The following is a 25,302-nucleotide window of genomic DNA, read 5'->3' as shown; positions in this document are numbered from 1 at the left end:
CTCTTAGTCCCCGTCCGGTATGCCCTCGATATCTCCGCGGTCGTCGCCGACGACGAACTGGCCGGCGGCGGGTTGGGCGCTGTTGACGAGGGTGACGCGTAAGACGTAGGCGCCGACGAGGACGAAGGGCGCGAAGGCGACGGCCTCGACGCCGACGACGAGGAGGTTGCTGTCGGGGAGGTCGTTGAGGAAGTGCATGAAGGCGGCGACGATGGCGGCGGTGGGGACGGCGGTGAGGACGAGGTCGCGGGAGAGCGCGGCGAGGTCCTCGCGCGTGTAGAGCGTCTTGAAGTACTCGCGGGCGGTGGCGGCGTACTGGAGGAGGCGAAGCATCTCGTCGATGCGTTCCGCGGTCTGGGCGTCGAGGTCGTCGGCGTGGGTGACGCGGATCGCGCGGAGGTCGTGGATCTGTTTGTCGTGGTCGTAGTCCATGGTCGCGAGGACGACGTCGAGGGTGGTGTCGGCGTCTTCGAGGCCGCGGTTCATCTCGCCGGTCTCCTCGGCGAGCGTTTCGACGTAGCCGTCGAGGTCCTCGCGCAGTTCGAAGTCGGCGGCGCCGATCTCCGCCTCGACGTACTGGGCGCGCCGGAGGATGCTCCCGGAGAGGAGCCGAAGGAGCGCATCGGGTTCGGCGGGGACGTGCTCGGTGTCGACGACGTCCTCGAGTTGGCGTCGGTACTCGACGACGCTCTGGACGCGGCCGAACTGCTGGCCGAGCGGGTGCTGTTGTTGGGAGACGAAGAGGGTGTTGACGGTGACGACGATGCTGAAGAGGAAGAACGTCCCGCTGAGGAGCGCGGACACGAGGGAGATGGTGGGGCTGGAGTCGGCGAGCGGGTTCTTCGCGGTGGGGAGGACGAAGCCGGCGACGGGCCCGAAGAGGGCGAAGCCGACGAGGAGGACGAGCGTCGTGAGGATGCGTCTGTCGGCGGTGAACGCCGCCCACCGATAGAGGCGCTGTCCGAGTCCGGCGAGGTCCCGCCCTGCCATCACGCGGACGCAAGGTGCCGGACCGCTAAAGGCGTGCGGGCCACCGCACCGCTTCCGCTGGTCCTCGCACACCGCCATCGGGTGGTGTGGTCGGCGCCGCCTTCCCGAGCGTTATACGGGTCGGCGCCCACTCACCGGCAATGGACGACGACGCGGGCGACGGTGGAACGCCCCGAAACCCGATGTGGCGGCTGTACGCCGAGCACGGCGGCGGGAACTGGGAGTGGGCGGCGGGCGGCGCGGTCGCGACGGTCGTCGGCCGGCTGTTCGGCCTCGTGCCCGCGTACGTCGTCGGCCTCGCGGTCGACTCCATCTTCCTCGGAACGCGGCCGTTCGGCCTCCCGTTCGTCCCCGACGCGTGGCTGCCGCCGGCGGACGCGAGGTGGGCGCAGGTCGAGGTCGCGGTCGGCGTGTTGCTCGCGGCGACGCTCGCGGGCGCGGTGCTCTCGTGGATCGACGACTACGCGTGGAGCGTCTTCGCCCAGCGCACCCAGCACGGCCTCCGCGTCGCGGCCTACGACCGCCTCCAGGACCTCGATCTGGCGTTCTTCACGAACCGGCGGACGGGCGAGCTGATGAGCGTCCTGAACAACGACGTGAACGCCCTCGAGACGTTCCTCGCGGACGCCGTCTCCTCGTCGCTCTGGATCCTCGCGACGATCGGCGGCATCGGCGTCGTGATGGTGTCGCTGAACGCGCCGCTGACGCTCGTCGCGCTCCTTCCGGTTCCGTTCCTCGCGGTGTTCACGCTCGTCTTCGCGCGCGTCATCGAGCCGCGCTATCTCTCGGTTCGCGAGGAGATCGGCGACCTGAACGCCCGCCTCGAGAACACGGTGAGCGGCATCGAGACGGTGAAGACGTCGAGTGCCGAGCGCTACGAGTCCGGGCGCGTCGCGTCGTCGTCGCTCGCCTACCTCGACTCGAACCTCGCGGCGATCCGCGCGCGCATCACGTTCTTCCCCGGTCTGAACGTCATCTCGGGCGTCGGGTTCGCGGTGACGTTCCTCGCGGGCGCGTACTGGGTGCTCTTCGGCGCGCCGTTCGGCCTCGCGGGGACGCTGACGCCGGGCGCGTTCGTGACGTTCGTCATCTACGCCCAGCAGTTCGTCTGGCCGATCGTCCAGTTCGGTGGCATCGTCGACGACTACGAGCGCGCGAAGGCGGCGAGCACGCGCGTCTACGGCCTCCGGACGCAGGAGCGCGAGATAACGGACGCGCCGGACGCGGGCGACCTCGACGTCACGGCGGGGCGCGTCGAGTTCGACGACGTCTCGTTCGCGTATCGCCGCCCGGACCCGGAGGCGCCCGAGGAGACGCTGGCCACCGAGGACGTCCTGCGCGACGTCTCCTTCGAGGCGGCGGGCGGCGAGACTATCGGGGTCGTCGGGCCGACGGGCGCGGGCAAATCCACGCTGATGAAGCTCCTCCCGCGCCTCTACGACCCGGACTCGGGCGCGGTGCGCGTCGACGGAACGGACGTCCGGGAGGTGACGCTGCGGAGTCTGCGCGAGTCGGTGGGCTACGTCTCGCAGGACCCCTTCCTCTTCTACGGGACGGTGCGCGAGAACGTCCGCTACGGGAGCTTCGACGCGAGCGACGCCGACGTCGAGGCGGCGACGCGGCGCGCGCAGGCCCACGAGTTCGTCGAGCGCCTGCCGAACGGCTACGAGACGATGGTGGGCGAGCGCGGCGTGAAGCTCTCGGGCGGCCAGCGTCAGCGCCTCGCCATCGCGCGCGCCGTCCTGAAGGACCCGCCGCTGCTCGTGCTGGACGAGGCGACGTCCGCGGTGGACACGGAGACGGAGGCGCTCATCCAGCGCTCGCTCCTCGACTTCGCGGCGGGGCGGACGACGTTCGTCATCGCGCACCGCCTCTCGACGGTGCGACACGCCGACACTATCCTCGTGGTGGACGACGGCCGAATCAGCGAACGCGGCACGCACGAGGAGCTACTGGAGCGCGACGGCCTCTACGCGAACCTCTGGCGGGTGCAGGCCGGCGAGGTCGAGTCGCTTCCAGCGTCGTTCCTCGAGCGGGCGCGCGAACGCGGCGACGAACTCGTCGGCGGGCGTGAGGAGGGTGACGGCGAGAAGCGATAGGACCCGTTCGGCGATTCAGACCGCGACGTAGGCGACGGCGGTGAGGAGGGCGGCAACGGCGACGGACGTCGCGGTGATCCGGATGGCAGAGCTCCGGTCCTCGCGGCGGGCGTCGGGGTCGTCGACGGTGCCGACTTCGCCGGCCGCTTCGAAGCTGTACTTGCCGAACGTTCCGAGGACGACGCAGAAGGACCTCGAGGCCTGTAGGAACCACTCGATGCCGACGGCGAGCGGGACGAAGACCGCCGGCACGAGGGCTTCGGGGAGCGCGCCGACGGCGACGGCGGCGACCAGCGCGGCGGCGACGACGAACCCCGCCGCCGCGTAGACGTAGCGGCGTCGCCGCTCTTGGACGCCGATGTTGCAAGAACCGGGCCGGTAGGAATCGACGGCAGACATACCTTGGCCTTGGGGTTCCGTGGGCCTAAAAGGTGGTTTCGGCTCGCTCACTGCCGGGAGGTGGCCATCGCGCTTTTCAGGCTGGCTACCCCGTCTCTCGACGTCTTCCAGCGGCCCGTCCCCCCCCAACCCCATGCGTTCGCGCTCATTCCCGACACACGGCCTGACGCGACTGCTCGTCTCGCTCATCGTCGTCGTGAGCCTCCTCGCTGCCGGCGTCGGTGTCGGCGGTGCGGCGGCAGACACCTCGGCCACTCCGGTCGCCGCCTACGCCGACGACGGCGGCACGCTCACCGTCGTCTATGCGGACGGGACCACGGCGTCGCTCGGCGTCACCGGGTCGATATCGCACGTCGGGCGCGTCGCGGACCTCGACGGTGACGGCCGCCTCGAGGCGCCGTACGTGAGTACCGATGGGGCGCTCCGCATCGTCGACATGAACGGGACGGCCCGGACGCTCACCTCGGACGCGGACACGGGAAAAGGCGTCATCGCGACCGGTGATTGGGACGGGGACGGCCGTGTGAGCGTCTACTACGAGGCCGCGAGCGACGGCCGACTCTACCGGGTCCGAGCCGGGACGTCGCCGACGGCCGTCACCGGCCCCGACGGCGGCACGCTCGCCACGAACGGCGTCGTCGGCGTCGCCGACTACGACGGTGACGGGACGCGCGACCTGCTCTTCCTCGGGAGCTCGAGCACGCTGAAGTACTACGACGGCGCGACCGTGTCCTCGACGGGGTTCTCCTCCTTCGGGTCGAACTACGGCCTCGGCGTCGGCGCGCCGGCGGACTTCGACGGCGACGGCGTCCCGCGCGTCCCCTACGTGACGGGGAGTCAGACGCTCGGCCTGCTCGCCGCCGACGGGTCGAAGACGCCGGTGGACGCGAAGCAGACGCCCGCGAAGGCCCCGGTCGGCGACGGCGACTGGACGGGCGACGGGAGCCCCGACCTCCTCTACGTCGGGAGCGACGACTTCCACCTCCAGTACGCGGCGCTCGGCGGGCCGTCCGGTGCGGTGAGCGGCCCCGACGGGGCGTCGCGCCCGGTGACCGCCAGCGTGGGCGTCGCGACGGTGGCGCCCCGGCCCGCACCGACGATCTCGAACTTCGCGCTCGCGAACCCGTCTGCGCGCACGCTCTCGGTGTCGTTCACGAGCGACGAGCGCCTCGAACGCATCAACGCCACGATTTCCGGGCCGGACGACGCGGTCCTCACGCGCGACGACTTCGAGGCGTCCGGTGACGGGCCGTACGAGTACCGCGCGCGGACGACCGTCGGCGCCGACGGCGACTACGTGGCGACGCTTCGCGCGGCCGTGGACGGCGGGGGCGCGGACGGTGCGGACAGACAGACCGACGCGGCGCGCGTCGACACCTCACAACCGTCGGTGTCGAACGCGACGCTCACGGCCGTCAACGGCAGTCCGCCGGTCGGCCTCGACGGGCGCGTTCGCGTGGCCGCCGCCGTCGAGAACGCGTCCGCGCTCCGTTCGGTGACGGCGGACGCCACGGCGTTCGGCGCGGGCACTGTCACCCTCACACGGACGGCGAACGACACGTACGCGGCGACGGTTCCGGTGACGACGAACGCGACAACGGGGACGGTGACGCTCGTCGTGAACGCGACGAACGAGTACGACCACTCGGGGACCGCGTCGACGGGCTCGCTCGCAATCGACGGCACGCGCCCCATCGCGGACGGCGGCCCGAACGTGACGGTGCACGCCGACACCCTCGTCGGCTTCGACGGTGACGCCTCGCGCGACGCCGGCCGCATCGTCCGCTACGCGTGGCGCTTCGGCGACGGCGCGACGGCGACCGGCGTGTCGACGACGCACACGTACGACGCCCCCGGCACGTACGCCGCGACGCTCACCGTCGTCGACGCCGCCGGGAACCGAGCGACCGACACGCGAACCGTCACCGTCCTCGGGGCGAGCGAGGACACCGAGACCGAAGTCGTCTACGTCGACGGCGGTAGCGGTGGTGGCGAGAGCGACGGCGGCGAGGCCGACGAGGCCGATACCACCACTGCCGAGCCGACGACGACCGCGACCACGACGAGTGACCCACCGGAGACGGTGACGACGACGGACGCGTCCGATGAGAGCGACGCGGCGAGCGCGACCGACTCCCGCGCCGACTGGCCCACGACGACGCGCGACGCCGAGCAAACGTTGACGTCCGCGCCCACGTCCGCCCCGTCGGGGACCGGCCCGTCGGGCGGCCGGGCCGGCTTCCTCGGTGCGCTCGTCGCGCTCGCGCTCACGCCGTTCGTTCGCGGCTGACCGGATCAGGCCTACGTGCTCGGTGTCGCGGGCGGGGACGCCGTCGCCTCCGAGAGGCGCTTCGCGCCGTAGACGAGGGCGGCGCCGGTGACGACGAGAGCGGCGGCGAGCACGAACGCCACGTCGAAGCGATAGGACGCGACCCACCCGCCGAGGAGGCCGCCGACCGCGCCCGCGATGGCGGAGAGCGCCGCGTACGTCCCGAGGATGGCGCCACGGGCGTTCGCGGGCGCGAACCGCGAGACGATGGCGGTGCCGGTGACGGCGATGAACGCCCACGAGACGCCGACGACGAAGAGGAGCGCGCCGACGGCGGCGAGCGGCCCGAGGCCGCCCCCGGTGAGCGCGCTCCCGCCGACGAGGCCGAGGCCGGCGACGCCGACGAACGCACCGGCGCGGAGCGCGAGGGCGCCGCCCTGCACGACCCGGATGTCGCGCTGGCCGCTGAGGACGCCCGCGCGCTCGAAGAAGACCGCCGAGGCGAGGTTGTTCACGAGGTAGAGCGCGAAGACGCCGCCGGAGTCGAAGCCCAGCGTGGACTTGAGGTAGAGCGGGAGCGGCGCCCAGAAGACGGAGAAGCCGGTGAAGAAGCAGAACGCCGCGAGGAAGTAGAGCCAGAGCGGGCGCGGCAGCTCGCTGCGGAGGCGACGCAGGCGCGCGAACGAGAGCGCGCGCGACGCCCAGAAGACGCGGTTCGTCCCGAAGGAGAACGTCGCGTCCTGCGTGTTGCGCGCGGTCCGCGAGAGGATTGTGGCGACGCGACTGGAGCGGCGCGGGCCGACGTCGAGGGCGGCCTCACGGGGGAGCGAGCGCGCGCCGAGGACGGCGGCGGCGACGCCGAACGCGGCCGCGAGCGCGAACAGCGACTCCTGAACGACTTCGGTCGCGAGGACGGTGGCGACGCCGACCGTCCAGACGGTGCCGATGACGAGGCCGGCGGTCGAGCCGTAGCCCTGGAACGTGTTCAGGCGGGCGATGCGGCTGTTCCAGTTCGACTCGGCGGCGTTCGCGACGACGAGCATCGTGACGACCGGCGAGATGGCGGCGAGCGAGAACGCGAGCACGGCGTTCACGACGATGACGGCGGGCACCGTCTTCAGGAACGGGAGGAGGGTGAGCGCGACCGCGCCCGCGCCGAGCGCGACGAGGACGACGCCGCGACGGTTCCCGGTGCGGTCGGCGTAGCGGCCGGCGAGCACCGCGCCGGGCGCGCCGACGAGCGAGGAGAGCGACGCGGAGAGCCCGAGCGCGGCCGACCCGCCGCCGAGCTGGACGATATAGAGCGGGACGAGCAGGCCGGCGACGCTGGAGGCGACGGCGGAGAGCGAGAGCGAGTAGAGCCACCGGTCCGAGTCCATGCCCGGAGCGTCGGCCGGGTGGGACTAAGCGGTGTCGCACGACGCACGCTCGCGGGTGCGACGGCGGCGCGCGTCTCCCGGTCCGCACCCGCTACCCGCTCAGTCCCAGACGGCCGCGACGCTCGCGCCGTCGTGGACGATGCGGTTCAGCGCCTCGACCGTCCGCGTGACGTCGTCGGACTGCCAGACCGACCGTCCCATCATGAGGCCGCGCGCGCCCGCGTCCATCGCCTCCGAGACGGCTTCGAGCGTCCCGCGCGTCCCCCCGGTCTTCGGGCCGCCGAGCATCATCACCGGCACGGGCGCGTTCGAGACGACCTCGCCGAACCGCGCTTCGTCGCCCGTGTAGGGCGCTTTCAGGACGTCCGCGCCGTACTCCCAGCCCATCCGGAGGGCGTTCGCGACGAGGTCCGGGTCGGTCTCGGCGGCCGACGGCACCCGCGACCCCCACATGACGGGTTCGACGACGAGCGGAACGCCCGTCCCCCGGAGTTCCTCGGCGAGGCGCGCGACGGCCTCGATGTTGCGCCGGAACACCGCGCGGTCCTCGCGACCGAAGACGAGGACGACCTTCACGCCGACGGGGTCGAGGTCGAGGAGGAGGTCGACGTCGAAGGCGTCCGTCCAGACGTCGGCGGCCTCGTCCTCGCCGGGGCGCGTCGAGAAGGTGACGACGTCGCCGGTGACGACGAGGTTCGTGTCCGCGAGGCGGTCGCGGTAGCGGCGCGCGAAGTGCGGCCCGACGAGCAGGCCGTCGGGGTCCGCCGCGAGCACGTCGTCGAGGACGGCCGTCGGGTCCTCGAAGCCGTCGATGGCCCCGCTCGCGAGGCCGTGGTCGAGCGCGACGTACACCGCGTTTCCGGAGTCCGTATCGAGGAGGTCGTAGCTCACGCGTGTGGTCTCGCAGACGACCACCAAGAGCGTTGCCCGTCCCGGTGGTCGGGGCGCGACCTCGAGGGTATTTGTCGCTCGCGCGAGAACACCCGTGTATGCGACTCCTGAAGACGGTCGGTGCGGTGGCGGGCGCCGCGTCCGTCGCCGCGCTCGCGGACCGCGCGCTCGAATCGTACGCCGGCGACCTCGACGCGCCGCTCCCGGGGCGGCGCGGAACGTTCCGCTGGCGCGGCCTCGACGTCGCGTACACCGAGTCCGGGGACGCCTCGGACCCGACGGTCGTCCTCCTGCACGGCGTGAACGCCGCCGGGTCGAGCGGCGAATACCGGGAGATCTGGGCCGCGCTCGCCGAGGAGTACCACGTCGTCGCGCCCGACTTCCCCGGCTTCGGTTGCTCGGACCGCCCGGCGCTCGACTACGACGGCGAGTTCTACACCGAGTTCGTCGCGGCGTTCCTCGCCGAGTACGACGACCCGGCGGTAATCGCCGCGAGCCTCGCCGGCGCGTACGTCGCCGGCGCGCTCGACCACGACGGCGTCGACCCGCGCGCGCTCGTGCTCGTCTGCCCGTCGACGGGCGCGATGCCGGGACCGAACCCGTGGGCGCGCGGCGTCGCTCGCGCGCCGCTCGTCGGCGACCTCCTCGTCGACCTCGCCACGTCGCGCTACTCCATCCGGCGCTCGAACGCCGACCACGGCTACTACGACGTCTCGAACGCCGACGAGGCGTGGCTCGACTACCAGTGGCGCAGCGCCCACCAGCGCGGCGCGAAACACGCCGTCGCGGCGTTCGTTGGGGGCTACCTCAATGTCGACCTCGACCTGCGCGAGGCGCTGTCGGCCTTCGACGGCCCGCTCACGGTCGTCTGGGGCGCGGGCGCGGAGACGACGACGCCCGAGGAGGGCCGCGCGCTCGCGGAAGCCGTCGAGGCCGACTTCATCGAGATCGCGCGGACCGCGCTCGTCCCGCACGCCGAACGCCCCGGCGCGTTCGCGAACGCCATCCACGGCCGCCTCGAGGCCGACGAGTAGCGCTCCGCCGCGTCCCGCTCGTGTCTCGCTCTTTTCGATGGCGCCGTTAAGCAACTGGTCAGCCACGCGACCGCGCTCGGACCGGCGAGCGCGCGCCGCCGGGGTCGAAACCGACTTGTGGGAGCCGAGCGAACTAACCGGTCAGTTACGCGATGGGACGAGCACGCGACACAGCGACGGAGGGGGAGTGCGCGACGGACGACGCGGTCACGCTGGCGGCCGTCGACGCGTACCTCGCGTCGCTTCGCGGCGCGGAGACGCCGCTCTCGCGCGTCGTCGACACCGCGCTCGCCGCGCGTCCCGAGCGCCGCCCGACGCGCGCCGTCCTCGAAGGCGCCTCGCGCGTGCCGTCGCACCCGAACGCCCGCGACGTCGTCGCGGGTGCGAGCGCCGTCGACCTGCTCGACGCCCGAACGGTCGTCCGCTGGGTCGGCCTCCCGGAGCGCGCGCCGGAGAGCACGGACGCCGTCCTCGTCGGCGACTACCTCCACTCGCTGGCGTTCGAGGCGCTCGTCGGTGCCGACGACGGCGTCTCGACCGGTCTGCTCGCCGCGGTTACGGCGGGCGTGAGCGACCTCTACGGCGCGGAGGCGAGCGTCGCCGCGACGCCCGGCGAACGGGACGTCCCGGTGGCCGCGCGCCGCGGGGTGTTCGCCATCGCGGACGCCGTCGTGGACGCTCTCGACGCGACCGCACGGGGGGAGACGCGGTGAGCCGTCGCGCCGGCCGCTCGCGGGTGGCGTGATGTCGGGCGCATCCCGCGAGCAGCGCAGCGAGGCAGAGGCCGCCATCATGCGGGCGACCTATCGCGCGCTCTGCGAGCACGGCTACGCCGAGTTGACGATGCGCGCCATCGCCTCGGAGTACGGGAAGACGACGGCGGCCATTCACTACCACTACGAGACGAAGGACGACCTGCTGGTCGCGCTCCTCGAGTACCTGCTCGACCGGTTCGTCGAGCGCGTCCACGGCGTCGAGACGACCGCCCCGGCGGCACGCCTCGACGCCCTCCTCGATACCCTGCTCGTCGAGGTCGCGAGCGAACGCGAACTGGCGGTCGCGCTCCTCGAGTTGCGCGCCGTCGCGCCCTACGACGAGGGGGTCCGCGACCAGCTCGTCCGCAACGACGAGTACCTCCGCTATCTCCTGCGGACGGTCGTCGTGGACGGCGTCGAGCGCGGCGTCTTCGACGAGGGCGTGGACCCGGAGTCCGCCGCCGAGACGCTCATGACGCTCGTCGACGGCGCGCGGACGCGCTTCGTCCTTCACGACGACCCGGCGGTGCTCCACCGCGCCCGCGAGGCCGCCGACCGGTACGTCGCGGATGCGCTCGACGCCTGAGCGCGACGGGGGTCGCCCCAAAGCCGAATACGTTGGGCGGCCGTCAGTTCCGTATGGTCGACGAGCGACACCGGAAGCTCCACGAGCACGTGGCGGGAAAGGCGGGGGACGCCTATCGGGTGGGGTTCTACTACGACGCGGACGAGTGGGAGGTCGTCCACGTCAGGGAGGACTTGGCGACCCGGCGGCTTCACGAGGAGCTGCCCGACATCCGCGAGCGCGTCACCGACACCCGGGCGCTCGTCCGCGAGGAGGACTACCCACCGCTCGGTGAGGCGCGCGCCACGACGGAGGTCCACGAGAACGGCGTCATCGTTCACTTCCCGGAGGACGGGACGCGGGGGACGGTCGTCTCGCTCGACCGGCGGGTGGCCCGCAACCTCACGGAGTTCGTCGTCGAATGCACGTCGATACTGGACGTGGGCGGCGAGACGCGGTGGCGGGCGGACGGCCGCCCCGCGAGTGAGATGAGGGGGACTGGGACGGACTGAGCGCTCAGTCGTCGGCGGGCGAGGGGGTCGCGCCGGGGAGGTCGACGCCGGGCGCGTCGACACCGAGCTCGTCGATGGCGGTTTGGGCGGCGCTCTTGCCGGAGAGGAGCATCGCGCCGAACGTCGGGCCCATGCGCGTGAGGCCGTGCGTCGTCGCCGTCGAGAGCCCGCAGGTGAGGAGGCCGTCGTGGATCTTGCCCGTGTACTCGACGACCTTGTCCTCGGAGTCCGCGATCCACATGGAGTCGTGGCCGGGGGAGTCGTGGCCGGGCGCGCCGTACTCGCCGTCTTCGGTGGAGTCCATGCCGGCCTCGTGCTCGTCGACGTGCTCGATGCCGGGCGCGTCGACGACGCCGCGCTCCTGGAGCTTGGAGACGACGACGGCGTCGTGACCGGTCGCGTCGATGACGAGGTCGGACTCGACGGCGATGGGGTCGACGCACGTCAGCTCGCGCGGGAGGGCGTGGACGGGCGACCAGTTCATCACGATGCCCGACACCTCGTGGTCCTCGCGGACGACGATGTCGGTGAACTCGGTCATGTTCTGGATCTTCGCGCCGGCGTCGCAGGCGGCGTGGATGAGCGCCGAGCACGCGTGCGGGCCGTCCGCGAGCTGGAGGCCGTCGGCCTCCTCGGCTTCCTCGTAGGGGACGCCGAGTTCGTCGAGCACGCGCTCTGCGGGCTCGCGGACGGTGAGCTTGTTCATGAGGAAGCCGCCGAGCCAGAACCCACCTCCCAGATAGTTGTTCTTCTCGACGACCATCACGTCGACGTCGCGCTCGGCGAGCTCCTTCGCGGCGACCAACCCGGAGGGTCCGCCGCCGACGATGATGACGTCGGTGTCGGTGTAGTCGAGGAACTCGTCGCCCCACGAGCGGGCGATGGCGTTCGTGACCTGCGCTTCCGTCGCGTCGCTGAATCCGCTGAACGACATATTACCTAGTGTTACAACCGACTACTTAGTGGTGGCGATGGGGCACGTCGAGCGGTGGCGCGGCCGCTACGCGGGGCGCGTGCGGGGAACGCGGCCTGAGGGAGGGGGAACGGAGGAGCGAGAGAAGAGGAGAGAGCGAGAGGAGCAGAAAGCGCGCGAGCGTGCGTTACGCGTAGCGGCTCTGTCCGGCGCTCCCCGCGAGTTCGGCGAGCTCGGCGTGGACGTCCGCGACGCGCTCGCGGATGTCCCGACCCGCGACGCGCGGGTCGAAGACGTCCTTGTTCGGCGACCACTCCGTGTCCTCGAAGAAGGTGTCGCGGCTGTCCGGGACGCCCTCCGGCGGGACGAGCTCGTCGCCGTGCTCGCGGTAGAGGTCGAAGGCCGTCCGCGTGTACTCGTACTGGTAGCGCGTGTCCTTGTTCATCTTGCAGATACCGTACTGCATCATCTCCTCAACCTGCGAGGGCTGGAGCCCGGAGGAGCCGTGGAGGACGAGCGGCGTGTCGAGGCCGTGCTCGTCGAGGGCGTCGCGGATGTCGCGCGCGAGGTCCGGGCGCAGTTCGAGGTCCCGACCCTTCGCGACGCCGTGCTGGGTGCCCACGGAGATGGCGAGCAGGTCACAGCCCGTCTTCTCCACGAACTCCACGGCCTGCTCGGGGTCCGTGTAGTAGGCCTCCTCGGCCTCGATCTCGTCCTCGACGCCCTTGATCTGGCCGAGTTCGGCCTCGACGAGGACGTCAGAGCCCTTCTCCTCGGCCATCTCGACGACCCGCCGCGAGCGCGCGACGTTCTCCTCGAACGGCTCGTGGCTCGCGTCGATCATGATCGAGGAGGGGATGTCGAGGTCCATCTGCGCCTCGATGAACTCCATGTCGGTCTGGTGGTCCATGTTGAGGAAGACGCCGATGTCGTGGCGCTCGGCCAGCACCTCGATGTAGTTCCCCATCGCGCGCAGGCCGGCGACCTCGTCGCCGTCGCCGGCGAAGCGACACGCTCCCGCGCTCATCTGCAGGAGGAGGTCGGAGTCGACGCGCGATGCGCCCTCCAGCAGGCCCATCAGCACGTTCGGCTCCGCGATGTTGCTCGCGACGAGGCCGAAGCCCTCCTCGAGCGCGTCGTCGTACACCTTGTCGAGTTCGTCGCCGCCGTAGAACGTCATCGTACGTGCGGGGAATCCCGGTCCACCCTAATAACTGGTGTGGAAGCGAGCAGTAGCGAACAAAACTACTCAGAAACGAGTAGGTGTTTCAGGAGGAGAGCCAGCGGCGCAGACGGCGGAAGATGCCCTTCTCGGGGTCGCCACCGCGCTTCTGTGGCGCGTCGCTCTCCGACTCATCCGACTCGTCACTCGACTCGGCCGCCTCGGTCGACCCAGCGCTCTCGCCCCCGGCGGAGATGACGCCCCGCTTGCCGGCTTCGGCGGCCTCGACGGCGCGCTCGATCATCTCGGCCGCGCGGTTCACGCCCGCCTTCACGGGCGCCTGCACGATCGGCTTCCCCTCGAAGCGGTCGGTCTGTACCGCCGTGTCCGCCGTGATGATGACGGCGTCCGCCGCCGCGATGTCCTCGCTCGACAGCTCGTTCTCCGCGCCCATGGCGCCCTGGACCTCGACCTTGATGTCGTGGCCCATCTCCTCGCCCGTCGTCTCGAGGTTCTCGGCCGCCATCTGGCTGTGTGCGATACCCGTCGGACAACTCGTGACTGCGACTAGCTTCATGATTGCTCTAGGAGTTCGATTATCTCATCTCTGTCGGCCGCCGCGAGCGCGTGCTCAGCGAGCGCCTCGGCGTCTTCGAGGGTCGTCTCGCTGACGCGGGCCTTCACGTCCGGCACCGTCAGCGCGCTCATCGAGAGCTCGCGCAGACCGAGGCCCACGAGCAACTCGGTCAATCGGGGGTCGCCCGCCATCTCACCGCACATCCCGACCCAGACGTCGGTCCCGGCGGCGGCCGTGGTGGTGGCGTCGATGGCGCGCAGCACGGCGGGCTGGCGGAAGTCGCCGAGCTCCGAGACCGCGTCGTTGCCGCGCTCGGCCGCCATCACGTACTGTGCGAGGTCGTTCGTCCCGATGCTGAAGAAGTCGACGTGCTCGACGAGGACGTCCGCCATGAGCGCGGCGGCGGGCGTCTCGATCATCACGCCGAACTCCGGCATCGTCGCGTTCACGCCCTCGGCCGCGAGGTCGTCGACGACGCCTTCGAGGACGCCGCGCGCCGCCTCGACCTCCTCGACGGTGGTGACGAGCGGGAGCATCACCGCGAGGCTCCCGGCGTCCGTGTCGGCGTCCGCGCGCAGGAGCGCGCGCAGTTGCGTCTCGAAGAGGTCGGCGTCGGGGCCGAGCGAGCGCCGAATCCCGCGCTCGCCGAGGAAGGGGTTCTCCTCCTCGGGGAGGTCGAGGTACGGCACGGGTTTGTCGCCGCCGACGTCGAGCGTGCGGACGACGACGCGTCCGTCCGGGAACGTCTCGATGGCGTCTCGGTAGGCCTCGTACTGCTCGTCCTCGTCGGGCGCGTCGTCGCGCTCGATGAAGAGGAACTCCGTGCGAAAGAGCCCGACGCCGTCCGCGCCGCGCTCGGCCGCGGGCGCGAGTTCCTGCGGCGTCCCGACGTTCGCCGCGACTTCCACGTCGGTGCCGTCGGCGGTCGTCACCGCCTCCTCGACGACGTCGTCCGCCGCGCCGCCGCGCGCGGCCTCGACCGTGGCCTCGTCGGGGTTGACGACGACGTCGCCCGACCGGCCGTCGACGACGACCGTCTCGCCGTCCGCGACCGATTCGAGGTCCTCGCCGACGCCGACGACGGCGGGGATGGCGAGCGAGCGCGCGAAGATGGCGGCGTGCGAGGTGCGGCCGCCGGTGACGGTGGCGAACCCGGCGACGCGCTCGGGGTCGAGCTGCGCCGTATCGGAGGGCGTGAGGCGCTCGGCGAGCACCACGGAGCCCTCGGGGAGCGACGCGAGGTCGACGCGCTCGCCGTCGGTCAGCAGCCGGAGGAGGCGGTCGCGGACGTCGCGGAGGTCGTCCGCGCGCTCGGCCATCTTCCCCTCCATCCCGGAGAACTGCTCGACGAACTCGTCGAACGTCTCTCGGACCGCGTGCGTGGCCGGGCGACCGTCTTCGACCCGCTCCTCGACGCCCGAGGCGATCTGCGGGTCGTTGAGGAACTGGACGTGGGCGTCGAACACCGCCGCCTCCTCCTCGCCGACGCGGTCGGCCGTTCGCTCGCGCTCGGCCTCGAGTTCTGCCTCGGCTTCCGCGACGGCGAGCTCGAACGCCTCGAGTTCGGCTTCGGCGTCCACGTCCTCGGGCGCGGGCGGCTCCGGGAGGTCGGCGTCCGGCCGGTACCAGACGACGGTGCCGACGCCGGAGAGCGGCGTGACGTCGATGCCGGGGAGTCGTCGCTCGCTCATCCCTCCAGCTCGTCCTCCGGAGTCGTCAGGACGTCCTCGAGCGCGTCGAGCGCGGCCTCGGCGTCCTCGCCCTCGGCGACGAGGCGGAGCGTGTCACCGCCCGCCGCGCCGAGTCCGGTGACGGCGAGCATCGAGGACGCGGGCACGAGGTCGTCGTCCGCGGCGTCCTCGGGGCCGACCAGCACCTCGGTGTCGTACTCGTTCGCCGTCTCGACGAAGACGGACGCGGGCCGGGCGTGCAGGCCCTCCTCGGGGACGACGGTGACGCGGCGCTCGGGCATTCAGGCCACCTCCTCGATGACGATGCGCTGTACTGCCTCGGCGGAGTCGGCGTCGTGCAGTTTCTCGCGCGTTTCCTCGTGGACGAGCGAGCGCGAGAGGCTGCTGAGAATCTGGAGGTGGTCGTCGCTGGACGCCTCGGGGACGAGGATCATGAAGAAGAGCGTCGCGGGCTCGTCGTCCATCGCGCCGAAGTCGACGCCCGCCGAGGAGCGCGCGAACGCGAGCGTCGGCTCCTCGACGCCGGTCGTCTTCGCGTGCGGGATGCCGATGCCCATGCCGACGCCGGTGGTGGACTCCTCTTCGCGTTCGAGGAGGTCGGCGAGCGCCTGCTCGCGGTCCGAGACGCGTCCGGCCTCGACGGCGAGATCGAGGAGGTGCTCGATGACGGCCTCCTTCTCGGCGGGCGGTTCTTCGAGCGAGATCAGTCGGACGTTGATCAGCTCTTCGAGGTCAGACTCGTTCATCGTTTGTGATTGAGTTTGCGCGGACGGTAAGGGTTCCGCCTCGAATCGGTGATTAGGCGTTACCGACGCGTTCGTCGTAGTTCGGTTTGATGACGTGCTCGATGGCGGCGGTGACGACCGTCCCGAGCACGATGCACGCGAGGAACGTCCCGGGCTTGTTCGAGAGCAGGACGACGAAGATACCGCCGTGCGGGGCGGGCATCGTCACGCCGAGCCCCATCGCGGTGGCGCCGGCGACGGCGGAGCCGGCGACGATGCCGGGGATGACGCGTGCGGGGTCGGCCGCGCCGTAGGGAATCGCGCCCTCCGTGATGAAGGAGAAGCCGAGCGGGATGGCGCTCTTCGCGTTCTCGTACATGGAGGCCTCGTACTTCTCGGGCGCGATGAGGTTCGAGAGCGCCATGCCGAGCGGCGGCGTCATGCCGGCGATCATCACGGCGGCCATCGGGCCGTAGATCTGCTCGCTGATGAGGCCGGTCGCGAAGACGTACGCGACCTTGTTGACGGGGCCACCCATGTCGAAGGCCATCATCGCGCCGAGGATGGCGCCGACGAGGAGCGCCTGCCCGCCCTGCATCCCGCGGAGCCACTCCGTGAGCGCGGCGTTCGCGATGGAGACGGGGACGCCGACGACGAAGAGCATCACCGGCAGGAGGACGAACGTCGTCGCGACGGGGATGATGAGCACGGGCATCATCGGCTCGACGAAGCCCGGGACGTTGCGCTGCTTGAACCAGCGCGCGACGTAGCCGGTGATGAGACCGGCGACGAGCGCGCCGAGGTAGCCGGCGCCCGCCGCGCCGCCCTGTACGCCGATTATCTTCCCGGCCTCCTGCAGGACGTTCCCCTGCTGGATGAGGTAGGAGAGGACGAAACCGGGGGCGAGGCCGGGTCTGTCGGCGATCGCGTACGAGATATACGCGCCGAGGATGGGCACCATGATGGTGAGGCCGAGGGACCCGACCTGCGCGAAGAACCAGCCGAGAGTGCCCGTCGCCTCGAAGACGTTCGTGACGTCACCGAGGGCCGTCGCGGACGCGTAGCCGAGCGCGAGGAAGATACCGCCGATGGTGACGAACGGGATCATGTGCGATACGCCGGTCATCAGGTCCTCCTTTATCGAGTTCAGGTAGGACCGATACGCCCCTTCCGGGTCAGACGACATAGTCTATCACGATAGTTGCCCGAGGGTGATTAAAACTGTTCGGATGTGCGTCCTCCTGCCCGATTCTGCTCGGCGCACGGGGTCGTCAGTGGCGACTGATACGGACGGCGTCGCGAATCTCGGGGACGGCGGAGAGGTCGGGGACGCTCGTCCCCGGGACCCCGACGACGCGCGAGGCCACCGCGACGCCGGTCGCGAGCGCCGTCGCGTCGTCCGCACCGTCGTCGAACGCCGCGAGCACGCCCGAGAGCAGGGAGTCGCCCGCGCCGACCGTATCGACGACGGCCGTATCGACCGCCTCCGCGTGGAGCGCGCCGTCCTCGGAGACGAGAATCGCGCCCTCGGCGCCGAGCGACGCGACGACGCGCTCGTAGCCCATCTCGCGCAGTTCCTCGGCGGCCGCGATGCACTCCTCGACCGTTCCCGTCGGCATGCCGGTCGCCGCCGCGAGTTCCTCGTCGTTCGGCTTGCAGAGCGCGTATCGCTCCTCGAGTTCGGCGAGCGTCTCCCCGCCGACGTCGACCGCCGTCTCCCAGTCCCCGTCGGCCGCGAGCGCGTCCACGTCGTCCGCCGCCATCCCGGGCGGGAGGCTCCCGCCGACGACGAGCGTCGGCGGCGCGACCGACGCGACGTGCGAGCGGAGGTCATCGACGGCGCCGGCCGACACCGTGGGGCCGTCCTGATTCACCTTGTACTCGCCCTCCGGCGCGAGGATCGTCTGGTTGAGCCGCGTGGACTCGTCGACGGAGACGAACGCCGCGTCGAGGCCCTCGCGCGCGAGTTGCTCCTCGAGCACGCGGCCGAACGGGTCGCCGAGGAAGCCCGTCGCGGCCGTCTCGGTGTCCATCGCCCGCAGGTACTGCGAGACGTTGATGCCCTTTCCGCCGGCGTCGAGTGTCGCGCCGTCCGTCCGGACGACGGTGTCGACGTCGAGCGGGTCGTCGAGCTCGACGGTGTAGTCGAGCGCCGGGTTGGGCGTGACCGTCAGGATCACGAGGACACCCCCGCGTCGTCGGTGACGCGCGTGCCCGCCGACTCGAACGCCTCGCGGAGGTCGGCCGGGAGCGGGTCGTCCGTGACGACGTGGTCGACGTCCTCGAGGTCGGCGAACTGGACGAAGCTCCGCTTGCCGACCTTCGAGGCGTCACAGACGAGGACGACGCGCGTCGCCTTCTCCACCATCAGTTCCTTCATCCGGGCCTCGTCCTCGTTCGGCGTCGTCAGTCCGGCGTCGACGTCGACGGCGTTCGTCCCGAGGAAGAGCAGGTCGAAGTTCGTCCGCTCCATGAACGATTCGGCGGTGGGACCGACGAGCGCGCGCGTGCGGCGGCGGAGCGTCCCACCCGTCAGCTTCACCTCGTTCGCGTCGCCCTCGAGCTCGACGGCGAGACGCGGGGAGTTCGTCACCGCGAGCAGCGAGCCGTCCGTCGGCGCGCGCTTCGCGACCTCCATCGTCGTTGTGCCCGCGTCGAAGAAGACGACCTCGGCGTCCGCGAGCTCCTCGACGGCGCGTGCGGCGATCGCCCGCTTCGCGTCGAGGTTCTGGACCTCGCGCTCGCCGTACGTCCGCTCGTGCCCGACCGACGACGCCGGGAGGGCGCCGCCGTGACTGCGCTCGATGAGCCCGTCGTCCTCGAGCTCCCGGAGGTCGCGCCGGATCGTCGCCTTCGAGTAGTCGAGCTCCTCGGCGAGCTCCGCGACGGACCGACCGTCGTGCGCCGACACTAACTCCACGATCTTCCGCTTTCGCGCTTCCGGTAACATTGCTGGTCGGTGGTCTCTATCGGGAGGTGTTCCCGTCCGTGTATAACTGTTTATGTCCGGTACTGTTCGTTTCTGGTCGAGCGAGCCGAAACGCGCGACGCCGACGCTCTGTGCATTGGTACCACCCGTGAAGGGAACCGTTTAACCGTGGCGCGAGCGTAATTGCTGTATGAGCGAGAATCAGGGCCGACGGAACCTCCGTATGCCCGACGACGATCAGGTCTTCGCGGTCGTCACCAACATGCTCGGTGGCAGCCGCGTCCGACTCCGCTGTGCCGACGGCAAAGAACGCATGGGCCGCATCCCGGGCCGGATGAAGTTCCGCACGTGGATTTCGGAGGGCGACGTCGTCATCGCCGAACCGTGGGACTGGCAGGACGAGAAGGCGAACGTCGAGTGGCGCTACGACGACGACGCCGCCGAGCAGCTGCGCCGCGAAGGCCACATCGACTGACGGTTCTCTCTGTCTCTCTCTTTCACGCCGCGTAGCGACGGCGTTCGTCCGGGCCGGCCCCGCGACTTTTACCGTCGGCGAACGACGTCCTCGGCGTGAACCCGCGACACAACTCCCTGCGAGCGACCGTCGAGGACGACGACCCCGCGTTCGGCGTCCTCGACAACACGTACAGCCCCGAAGTCGTCGAGCTGTTGGGCGAGTTCGGCTTCGACTTCGTCTGGATGGACCTCGAACACGGCGGGCCGAGCCCGTGGGACGGCGACGCTCTCGAGGAGCTCCTGCGCGCCGCAGAACTCACCGACACCGAGTTGCTCGTGCGCATCCCGGAGGCGAACCCCGCGATGGTCCGTAAGGCCCTCGACGCGGGCGTTCGCAACCTCTTCGTCTCCCGCGTCTCGGACGCCGACGAGGTCCGCACCGCGCTCGCAGCCGCGCACTTCGAGTACGACGGCCAGCCGGGCGAGCGCGGCCTCGCCGGCCCGCGCGCCGCGCGCTACGGGCAGGCGGCGGACTACACCGAGACGGAGGACGAGGAGGTGCTCGTCGGCGTCACCATCGAGACCGAGACCGCCGTCGAGAACATCGAGGAGATCTTCTCCGTTCCCGAGCTCGGCTTCGCGTTCCTCGGCCCGAACGACCTCTCCATCGCGCTCGGCCACCCCGGCGAACGCGACCACCCCGAGGTCGAGGCGGCCGTCGACACCGTCGAGGCCGCCGCACGCGAGCACGACGTCACCCTCGGCGGCCTCACGTTCGGGGTGGACGACGCCGTCAACAAGGTCGAACGCGACTACCGTATCCTCCACGTCGGGAGCAGCCTCGGCGCGCTCACCGGGCAGTTCGGGAGCTGGCACGAGGTGTACGAGAACGCGCGCTAGGGCGTCCTCGGAGCAGTTGCGTTTTCATCGCCCTCACGCGGCCTCGACGCGGTCGTCGGGCACCTGCGTCTGGACGACGAGTGCGGCGAGCACGGAGAGGGCGGCGGCGACGGCGAACGGGACGGCGAAGCCGTAGTCGGCGAGGGGGCCGGCGACGACGGGGCCGACGCCGGCGCCGAGGCCGAACGCCATCGTGAGTATCGAGAGCGTCGAGGCGTCGTCGCCGCCCGACGCGTAGTCGCCGACGAGCGCGAGCGCGGGCCCGAACGCCATCGCGGCGCCGACGCCCTGCACGGCGCGGGTGAGCGCCATCTGCCACGGCGCGGCGACGAACCCCTGCGCGAGGAGCGCGGGCGCGGCGAGGCAGAGGCCGGCGACCACGAACGGCTTGCGCCCGAGTCGGTCGGAGAGCCGGCCGGCGACGGGTTGGGCGAGGACGAACGCGGCGACGAACGCGGCGAACTCGAGGCCGAAGCCGACCGCCTCCTGTCCGAGGCGGGCGTTGATGGCGGGTTCGATGGCGGCGAAGAAGGCGATTCCAAGGGCGACGACGAGCGTGGCGCCGCCGAGCGCGAAGACGGGGTCGAGCCCGCCCGCGCCGTCGCTGACGGTGAGGCCGAGGTCGTTCGCGGCGGCGGCGCTCGTCTCGACGGGGTCGCGGACGAGCGCGTAGACGACGACCAGCGAGAGGCCGGCGGCGACGGCGGCGACGTCGAAGGCGGCGGCGAACCCCCCGACGGCGTGCCCGAGGACGTCGAAGGGGCCGTGCGCGACGAGGACGCCCGCGACGACGGGGCCGACCCCGAAGCCGACGAGTCGGAGGGCGTTGAAGACGCCGAAGTGCACGCCACGGGAGTCGGGCGTGCTGTACTCGTTGATGAGCGCGACGCTCGCGGTGACGGTGAGGCCGACGCCGAGGCCCTGGACGACGCGGACGGCGAGGAGACCGAGATAGGTGTGCGTCCCGAGGAACGCGAGGTTGGTGGCGGCGAGGACGCAGAGGCCGACGAGGACGAACACGCGGCGCCTCCCGAGGCGGTCGGAGAGGCGGCCCGCCCACGGCTGAATCACGGCGTCGAAGACGCCGAACGCGGCGAGGACGACGCCGCTGACGACGGCGGCGGGGAGGGCGAGGACGCCGCCGTGGACGTGCGCGCTGACGACGTAGAGGGGGAGTGCGACGATGAGGAGCGCGTTCCCGAACGAGTCGGCGAGGCGCGCGAGGCCGAGGGCGAGCACGCGTCGGTCCACGCTCACGCGACCCACCCCCGATGGCTCGGGGGCGTCAGTCGGGTCTGCGGTCCGTCGCGCGTCACGCCGCCGGCCACCCCGGTGTGCGCATGGGCGCCCGTTGGTCCGATGCACACATAGGCGTGCCCAAATCGCGGGCGTTCAGTCGTCGGCCGTCACGGTCGTTCCCGCCTCGCCGTCGAGCGCGGCGTCGAGTTCCGCGGGCGAGGTGACGATGGCGCGTCCGCCGGTCTCGGTCACGAATCGCGCGCACGCGGTGACTTTCGGCGCCATGCTCCCGGCGGCGAACTCGCCGTCGTCGAGCAGCGCGCGCAGATCGGCGGGCGTCGCCTCCCGAATCGGCTCCTGTTCGGGCGTCCCGAAGCTCCGATAGACGGCGTCGACGTCCGTGAGCATCACGACGGCGTCGGCGTCGACGGCGTCCGCGACGAGGCGGGTCGTGTGGTCCTTGTCGACGACGGCGGGAACCCCCTCGTGGCCGCCGTCGCCGTCGTGGATGACCGGCACACCGCCGCCACCGCCGCAGACGACGGGCCCGGAGGCGTCGGCGACGAGCGCGGCGATGTGGTCGGCTTCGAGGACGGCCTCGGGCTCCGGGGAGGCGACGACGCGACGGTAGGCCGTCTCGTCGCCCCCGCGGTGGACCTCGGTCGTGGCGAAGGGCTTCTCGGCGGCGTCGGCCGCCGAGTAGTAGGGGCCGACGGGCTTCGTCGGGTCGTCGAAGGCGGGGTCGTCGGGGGCGACGCGGACGCGCGTGACGACGGGCACTGGCGGGCCGCCGAACGCGTCCCCGAACCCGTTCTGGAGGAGGTAGCCGACTTGGGCCTGCGTCTCGGCGACGAGGACGTCGAGCGGTTCGGCCTCGCCGTCGGACTGCTCCTCGGCGAGCAGCCGGTTCCCGACCTGCGGGCCGTTGCCGTGCGTGAGGACGACGTCGTGGCCGCGCTCGTGGAGGACCGCGAGGGCGTCGCGCGTCTCGCGGACCCGCGCGCGCTGCTCGGCGACGGTGCCGTCACCGGAGCGCAGGAGCGTGTTCCCGCCGAGCGCGACGACGAATCTGCTCATACGGGGTAGCGGGGTGGGAGCGGAGAAGGGCGTTGTGGCCACACGGACGCCGCGCCGACCCTAGGTCTATCACCGTCGGCCGAAAACGGACCTGCCGTGTCCGCCCTCCACCGCTCGCCCCCGGTCGTCGGCGTCGCCGCCGCCGTCCTCGTCGGCGGCATCGTCCACTACTGGTTCGCGACCCCCGCACTGAGCGTCGCCGTCGGCCTGCTCTACTTCGCGACCGGCTACTTCGTCACGCGCTTCGAGAACCCGACTACCCGCTTTCGCGGTCTCCCACCCGGCGCGGCGGTCGTGGGCGTCGTCGGTCTCGTTGCCGCCGTCGTCGCCATCGTCGGGAGCGCGAGCGTCTTCGGGTTGACAGAACGCGGACTCTATACGTACGTCATCGTCGCGGTCGGGTTCGCTCTCTTCAACGCGACGCTCGCCGTCGAGCAGGCGGACTGAGACACCACCGCGTCCGGAGATCTCACCCCACCGCGTCCGCAGAAAACCCCTCCTCACGGTCGGCGCGCACGGACGAGGAGGACGGCCATCAGCCCGGTGAGGAGGCAGAACGCGAGGAGCGACTGGTTCGGGATGGTGACGGGGCGGACGTAGACGGTCGCACAGCCCCCGAGCGCGCAGGTGCCGCCCGCGACGACTTGGAGGTAGGACTGGTAGGCGGCGAGCGCGGTGCCAGCGACCGAAAAGGGGAGGACGAGGCGGTAGACGCCGGTGTCGCGCGTGTACCACGCGTACGAGAGGACGCCGACGAGCGGGTACATGAGGACGCGCTGGTACCAGCAGAGTTCGCAGGGCGCGAAGCCGAGGCCGAGGCTGTACGTGAGGCTCCCGGTGGTGGCGACGGCGGCGATCGCGGCGCCGAGCGCGAGGAGGGGCCGCGAGGGGAGTCGAGCGAGCACGCCGCGGTCGTTGGCGGCGCGGGTACTTGTGGATGTGCGTTAGTCGGCGGCGGCCGCGCCCGGCTCGACGGGTTCGGCGCCGCCGGTGTCGACGGTCTCGTCGACCTGCGAGTAGACGAGGCAGAACCCGAGGAAGGCGAGGACGGCGCCGAAGACGAACGGCGTCGCGTAGGCCGTGCCGAACGGGAGGGTGATGCCGGCGAGGAGCCCGGCGGAGAGCGGGCCGATGGCGGTGCCGAGGCCGAACGCCATCGTGAGGACGGAGAGCGTCGTCCCGGAGCTTCGACCTGTCGCGAGGTCGCCGGCGAGCGCCATCGCGGGCGCGAAGACGGCGGCGCCGGCGGCGCCCTGCACGAAGCGCGCGACGATCATGCCGGCGGGCGTGGTGACGAGGCCCTGCGCGAGCGTCGCGGGGACGAGGATGAGCATCCCGGCGAGGATGAACGGCTTGCGGCCGTACTCGTCGCTCCACGACCCGATGGGGGCCTGCAGGAGGACCTGCGCGAGGACGAACGCGGAGAACTCGATGCCGAACATCGTCGCGGTCTGCCCGAGCGTGGTGTTGATGTGGTGTTCGAGCGGTTCGAGGAGCGCGATGCCGATGGCCATGAACAGCGAGGCGACGCCGAGCGTGAACACGGGGTCGAGGAGTTTGTCGTCGCGGACGCGGTCGAGGACGGCGATGCTGATGTCCTCGCCGGCGTCGGCTTCTTCCTGTTCGGGGTCCTCGACGAGGAGGTAGACGCAGAGCGCGCCGAGGAGCGCGCTGAGGGTGGCGACGTAGAAGGCGGCCTCGAAGCCGGTTATCGTCCCGCCGAGGTAGGGGCCGCTGGCGACGACGCCGCCGGCGACGACGGGGCCGAGACCGAAGCCGATCATGCGGAAGGTGTTGAAGACGCCCATCGCTTCGCCGCGCGCGCTCTCGCGCGAGAGCTCGTTGACGAGCGCGATGGTGGCGGGGACGGTGAGCGCGACGCCGACGCCCTGCGTGATGCGGACGAGGAGGACGGCGCCGTAGCTGTCGACGAGCGTGTAGACGAAGTTCGCGACGGTGAGCGTGAGGAGGCCGGCGATGACGAATATCCGCCGCCTGCCGGTGCGGTCGGAGAGGTTTCCGGCGAACGGCTGGATGCCGCTGTTGAAGAAGCCGAAGGCGGAGAGGATGAGGCCGGTGATGAGCGTCGCGGAGAGCCCGAAGGTGCCGCCGGTGACGACGCCGCTCGTGATGTAGAGCGGGAGGACGACGATGAGGAAGGAGTTCCCCAGCGAGTCCACCATTCGCGCGAACGCGAGCGCGAGGATGCGCCGGTCGACGTCGAGATAGCTCACTGGCGATGCACCCCGGGGTGGGCGGTGCGTGCTGTCGGGTGCGGTCTGTCGTACATGGGTATGTGACTGAACGGTCAGTCAGTAGGTTGTCGATGGATAGTGGCGTGTCAGTATAAGCGTTGTGACGGGCCGCGTACTCGCCGCTAACCGTGTGTCAGTGTTCGCACGGACCGACCGAACGAGGCGAGAACCCGGGGGTTACTCGACGGGGTAGCCCGCCGTCTCCAGAATCCACTCCGCGTCACCGACTGCCACCTCGCCTTCGGCGACGAGCGTGACGGCGCCGGCCGCTGCGTCCGGGCGGACCTCGCGCACGCCCGGCGCGCGCTTGACGCGCTGCGCGACTCGACTCTCCTCCGCCGCCTCCAGCCCGGCGACGGACAGCTCGAAGCGCTCGTAGGCCGCGTCGTCACGCGACGGGGTGTAGGACATACCCACGCGAAGGGCGTCCGGACGCAAAAGTCTACTCGCCAGCCGGTCCCGCACGGTGCTCCCTCGCGTGTCGC

Annotated in this window: 27 protein-coding genes; 9 read left to right on the top strand and 18 right to left on the bottom strand. The window is 71.2% G+C overall.

What is annotated here, in order from left to right:
* Positions 1-3: 3 nt before the first annotated feature.
* Positions 4-990, bottom strand: coding sequence for a DUF7972 family membrane protein (locus IEY12_RS10855; protein WP_188883738.1), 987 nt, complete (start codon positions 988-990; stop codon positions 4-6).
* A 140-nt stretch (positions 991-1,130) separates the two neighbouring features.
* Between IEY12_RS10855 and IEY12_RS10850 the strand changes: the two genes are divergently transcribed.
* Positions 1,131-3,089: an ABC transporter ATP-binding protein gene (locus tag IEY12_RS10850; RefSeq protein WP_229871192.1), complete on the top strand. Its 1,959-nt coding sequence runs from the start codon at positions 1,131-1,133 to the stop codon at positions 3,087-3,089.
* 15 nt (positions 3,090-3,104) lie between these two features.
* Here the strand turns inward: IEY12_RS10850 and IEY12_RS10845 are convergent, their stop codons facing one another.
* On the bottom strand, positions 3,105-3,488 hold the full coding sequence (locus IEY12_RS10845; RefSeq protein WP_188883737.1) for a hypothetical protein: 384 nt from the start codon (positions 3,486-3,488) through the stop codon (positions 3,105-3,107).
* A 133-nt stretch (positions 3,489-3,621) separates the two neighbouring features.
* Here IEY12_RS10845 and IEY12_RS10840 point away from each other — a divergent pair, with 133 nt between their 5' ends.
* The gene (locus tag IEY12_RS10840; protein ID WP_188883736.1) at positions 3,622-5,778 is read left to right on the top strand and encodes a PKD domain-containing protein; all 2,157 of its coding nucleotides are present in this window, start codon (positions 3,622-3,624) and stop codon (positions 5,776-5,778) included.
* Between the two features lie 11 nt (positions 5,779-5,789).
* On the opposite strand, the gene IEY12_RS10835 is transcribed toward IEY12_RS10840, so the two are convergent.
* Complete coding sequence (locus IEY12_RS10835) at positions 5,790-7,136, bottom strand: MFS transporter (RefSeq protein WP_188883735.1); 1,347 nt, start codon at positions 7,134-7,136, stop codon at positions 5,790-5,792.
* Positions 7,137-7,235: 99 nt separating this feature from the next.
* Positions 7,236-8,027: a class I fructose-bisphosphate aldolase gene (locus IEY12_RS10830; protein ID WP_188883734.1), complete on the bottom strand. Its 792-nt coding sequence runs from the start codon at positions 8,025-8,027 to the stop codon at positions 7,236-7,238.
* A gap of 98 nt (positions 8,028-8,125) precedes the next feature.
* Between IEY12_RS10830 and IEY12_RS10825 the strand changes: the two genes are divergently transcribed.
* The 4 genes from IEY12_RS10825 to IEY12_RS10810 all read left to right on the top strand — a co-directional run bounded on the left by IEY12_RS10825 (position 8,126) and on the right by IEY12_RS10810 (position 10,893).
* Positions 8,126-9,061, top strand: coding sequence for an alpha/beta fold hydrolase (locus tag IEY12_RS10825; protein WP_188883733.1), 936 nt, complete (start codon positions 8,126-8,128; stop codon positions 9,059-9,061).
* 152 nt (positions 9,062-9,213) lie between these two features.
* A complete protein-coding gene (locus IEY12_RS10820; protein WP_188883732.1) occupies positions 9,214-9,774 on the top strand; it encodes a hypothetical protein in 561 nt (186 codons plus the stop codon).
* Between the two features lie 31 nt (positions 9,775-9,805).
* Positions 9,806-10,402, top strand: coding sequence for a TetR/AcrR family transcriptional regulator (locus tag IEY12_RS10815; RefSeq protein ID WP_229871190.1), 597 nt, complete (start codon positions 9,806-9,808; stop codon positions 10,400-10,402).
* 53 nt (positions 10,403-10,455) lie between these two features.
* Positions 10,456-10,893, top strand: a complete 438-nt coding sequence (locus IEY12_RS10810) for a DUF7522 family protein (RefSeq protein WP_188883731.1) — start codon at positions 10,456-10,458, stop codon at positions 10,891-10,893.
* 4 nt (positions 10,894-10,897) lie between these two features.
* Here the strand turns inward: IEY12_RS10810 and IEY12_RS10805 are convergent, their stop codons facing one another.
* The 9 genes from IEY12_RS10805 to glpR all read right to left on the bottom strand — a co-directional run bounded on the left by IEY12_RS10805 (position 10,898) and on the right by glpR (position 18,911).
* Entirely contained in the window at positions 10,898-11,827 is a 930-nt protein-coding gene (locus tag IEY12_RS10805) for a sulfide-dependent adenosine diphosphate thiazole synthase (RefSeq protein WP_188883730.1), read from the bottom strand.
* A gap of 166 nt (positions 11,828-11,993) precedes the next feature.
* The gene (fba, locus tag IEY12_RS10800; protein ID WP_188883729.1) at positions 11,994-12,986 is read right to left on the bottom strand and encodes a class II fructose-bisphosphate aldolase; all 993 of its coding nucleotides are present in this window, start codon (positions 12,984-12,986) and stop codon (positions 11,994-11,996) included.
* Positions 12,987-13,074: 88 nt separating this feature from the next.
* A complete protein-coding gene (locus IEY12_RS10795; RefSeq protein ID WP_188883728.1) occupies positions 13,075-13,545 on the bottom strand; it encodes a PTS fructose transporter subunit IIB in 471 nt (156 codons plus the stop codon).
* Positions 13,542-15,236, bottom strand: coding sequence for a phosphoenolpyruvate--protein phosphotransferase (gene ptsP / locus IEY12_RS10790; RefSeq protein WP_188883727.1), 1,695 nt, complete (start codon positions 15,234-15,236; stop codon positions 13,542-13,544). Before ptsP ends, IEY12_RS10795 begins: the two co-directional genes overlap by 4 nt.
* The gene (locus IEY12_RS10785) at positions 15,233-15,517 is read right to left on the bottom strand and encodes an HPr family phosphocarrier protein (protein WP_188883726.1); all 285 of its coding nucleotides are present in this window, start codon (positions 15,515-15,517) and stop codon (positions 15,233-15,235) included. The genes ptsP and IEY12_RS10785 overlap by 4 nt, the downstream gene beginning before the upstream one ends.
* Positions 15,518-15,982, bottom strand: a complete 465-nt coding sequence (locus IEY12_RS10780) for a PTS sugar transporter subunit IIA (protein ID WP_188883725.1) — start codon at positions 15,980-15,982, stop codon at positions 15,518-15,520.
* A 52-nt stretch (positions 15,983-16,034) separates the two neighbouring features.
* Positions 16,035-17,147: a PTS fructose transporter subunit IIC gene (locus tag IEY12_RS10775; RefSeq protein WP_188883724.1), complete on the bottom strand. Its 1,113-nt coding sequence runs from the start codon at positions 17,145-17,147 to the stop codon at positions 16,035-16,037.
* A gap of 85 nt (positions 17,148-17,232) precedes the next feature.
* Positions 17,233-18,141 carry a 1-phosphofructokinase gene (pfkB, locus tag IEY12_RS10770; RefSeq protein ID WP_188883723.1) on the bottom strand — a complete coding sequence of 303 codons (909 nt, stop codon included), beginning with the start codon at positions 18,139-18,141 and terminating at the stop codon, positions 17,233-17,235.
* Positions 18,138-18,911, bottom strand: coding sequence for an HTH-type transcriptional regulator GlpR (gene glpR, locus IEY12_RS10765; RefSeq protein WP_188883722.1), 774 nt, complete (start codon positions 18,909-18,911; stop codon positions 18,138-18,140). The genes pfkB and glpR overlap by 4 nt, the downstream gene beginning before the upstream one ends.
* A gap of 169 nt (positions 18,912-19,080) precedes the next feature.
* Between glpR and eif1A the strand changes: the two genes are divergently transcribed.
* Entirely contained in the window at positions 19,081-19,365 is a 285-nt protein-coding gene (eif1A, locus tag IEY12_RS10760) for a translation initiation factor eIF-1A (protein ID WP_188883721.1), read from the top strand.
* Positions 19,366-19,460: 95 nt separating this feature from the next.
* On the top strand, positions 19,461-20,246 hold the full coding sequence (locus IEY12_RS10755; RefSeq protein WP_188883720.1) for an HpcH/HpaI aldolase family protein: 786 nt from the start codon (positions 19,461-19,463) through the stop codon (positions 20,244-20,246).
* A 33-nt stretch (positions 20,247-20,279) separates the two neighbouring features.
* Here IEY12_RS10755 and IEY12_RS10750 read toward each other — a convergent pair whose 3' ends face one another.
* Positions 20,280-21,503 (bottom strand): MFS transporter, encoded by a 1,224-nt coding sequence (locus IEY12_RS10750; RefSeq protein ID WP_188883719.1) that lies wholly within the window; start codon positions 21,501-21,503, stop codon positions 20,280-20,282.
* A 135-nt stretch (positions 21,504-21,638) separates the two neighbouring features.
* Entirely contained in the window at positions 21,639-22,562 is a 924-nt protein-coding gene (locus tag IEY12_RS10745; RefSeq protein ID WP_188883718.1) for an amino acid kinase family protein, read from the bottom strand.
* 96 nt (positions 22,563-22,658) lie between these two features.
* On the opposite strand from IEY12_RS10745, the gene IEY12_RS10740 reads away from it, so the two are divergent.
* Positions 22,659-23,009, top strand: a complete 351-nt coding sequence (locus IEY12_RS10740) for a hypothetical protein (protein WP_188883717.1) — start codon at positions 22,659-22,661, stop codon at positions 23,007-23,009.
* A gap of 53 nt (positions 23,010-23,062) precedes the next feature.
* On the opposite strand, the gene IEY12_RS10735 is transcribed toward IEY12_RS10740, so the two are convergent.
* The 3 genes from IEY12_RS10735 to IEY12_RS10725 form a co-directional block, all read right to left on the bottom strand.
* The gene (locus tag IEY12_RS10735; RefSeq protein WP_188883716.1) at positions 23,063-23,467 is read right to left on the bottom strand and encodes a disulfide bond formation protein B; all 405 of its coding nucleotides are present in this window, start codon (positions 23,465-23,467) and stop codon (positions 23,063-23,065) included.
* Positions 23,468-23,506: 39 nt separating this feature from the next.
* Positions 23,507-24,796 (bottom strand): MFS transporter, encoded by a 1,290-nt coding sequence (locus IEY12_RS10730; protein WP_229871189.1) that lies wholly within the window; start codon positions 24,794-24,796, stop codon positions 23,507-23,509.
* Between the two features lie 198 nt (positions 24,797-24,994).
* A complete protein-coding gene (locus IEY12_RS10725; RefSeq protein ID WP_188883715.1) occupies positions 24,995-25,228 on the bottom strand; it encodes a hypothetical protein in 234 nt (77 codons plus the stop codon).
* Positions 25,229-25,302 lie beyond the last annotated feature (74 nt).

This window comes from Halarchaeum grantii (assembly GCF_014647455.2).
Classification (GTDB): Archaea; Halobacteriota; Halobacteria; order Halobacteriales; family Halobacteriaceae; genus Halarchaeum; species Halarchaeum grantii.
Note: the sequence above shows the minus strand (reverse complement) of the source record. Positions and strands in the feature narration are given on the sequence as shown.

Excerpts from the sequence above, each read along its gene's own strand:
- IEY12_RS10850 (WP_229871192.1), top strand. The coding sequence starts at position 1,131 with ATGGACGACGACGCGGGCGACGGTGGAACGCCCCGAAACCCGATGTGG.
- IEY12_RS10855 (WP_188883738.1), bottom strand. The coding sequence starts at position 990 with ATGGCAGGGCGGGACCTCGCCGGACTCGGACAGCGCCTCTATCGGTGG.
- IEY12_RS10775 (WP_188883724.1), bottom strand. The coding sequence starts at position 17,147 with ATGTCGTCTGACCCGGAAGGGGCGTATCGGTCCTACCTGAACTCGATA.
- IEY12_RS10820 (WP_188883732.1), top strand. The coding sequence starts at position 9,214 with ATGGGACGAGCACGCGACACAGCGACGGAGGGGGAGTGCGCGACGGAC.
- IEY12_RS10805 (WP_188883730.1), bottom strand. The coding sequence starts at position 11,827 with ATGTCGTTCAGCGGATTCAGCGACGCGACGGAAGCGCAGGTCACGAAC.
- IEY12_RS10795 (WP_188883728.1), bottom strand. The coding sequence starts at position 13,545 with ATGAAGCTAGTCGCAGTCACGAGTTGTCCGACGGGTATCGCACACAGC.
- fba (WP_188883729.1), bottom strand. The coding sequence starts at position 12,986 with ATGACGTTCTACGGCGGCGACGAACTCGACAAGGTGTACGACGACGCG.
- IEY12_RS10785 (WP_188883726.1), bottom strand. The coding sequence starts at position 15,517 with ATGCCCGAGCGCCGCGTCACCGTCGTCCCCGAGGAGGGCCTGCACGCC.
- IEY12_RS10745 (WP_188883718.1), bottom strand. The coding sequence starts at position 22,562 with ATGAGCAGATTCGTCGTCGCGCTCGGCGGGAACACGCTCCTGCGCTCC.
- IEY12_RS10840 (WP_188883736.1), top strand. The coding sequence starts at position 3,622 with ATGCGTTCGCGCTCATTCCCGACACACGGCCTGACGCGACTGCTCGTC.
- IEY12_RS10835 (WP_188883735.1), bottom strand. The coding sequence starts at position 7,136 with ATGGACTCGGACCGGTGGCTCTACTCGCTCTCGCTCTCCGCCGTCGCC.
- IEY12_RS10725 (WP_188883715.1), bottom strand. The coding sequence starts at position 25,228 with ATGTCCTACACCCCGTCGCGTGACGACGCGGCCTACGAGCGCTTCGAG.
- IEY12_RS10825 (WP_188883733.1), top strand. The coding sequence starts at position 8,126 with ATGCGACTCCTGAAGACGGTCGGTGCGGTGGCGGGCGCCGCGTCCGTC.
- ptsP (WP_188883727.1), bottom strand. The coding sequence starts at position 15,236 with ATGAGCGAGCGACGACTCCCCGGCATCGACGTCACGCCGCTCTCCGGC.
- IEY12_RS10810 (WP_188883731.1), top strand. The coding sequence starts at position 10,456 with ATGGTCGACGAGCGACACCGGAAGCTCCACGAGCACGTGGCGGGAAAG.
- glpR (WP_188883722.1), bottom strand. The coding sequence starts at position 18,911 with ATGTTACCGGAAGCGCGAAAGCGGAAGATCGTGGAGTTAGTGTCGGCG.
- IEY12_RS10780 (WP_188883725.1), bottom strand. The coding sequence starts at position 15,982 with ATGAACGAGTCTGACCTCGAAGAGCTGATCAACGTCCGACTGATCTCG.
- IEY12_RS10845 (WP_188883737.1), bottom strand. The coding sequence starts at position 3,488 with ATGTCTGCCGTCGATTCCTACCGGCCCGGTTCTTGCAACATCGGCGTC.
- eif1A (WP_188883721.1), top strand. The coding sequence starts at position 19,081 with ATGAGCGAGAATCAGGGCCGACGGAACCTCCGTATGCCCGACGACGAT.
- IEY12_RS10815 (WP_229871190.1), top strand. The coding sequence starts at position 9,806 with ATGTCGGGCGCATCCCGCGAGCAGCGCAGCGAGGCAGAGGCCGCCATC.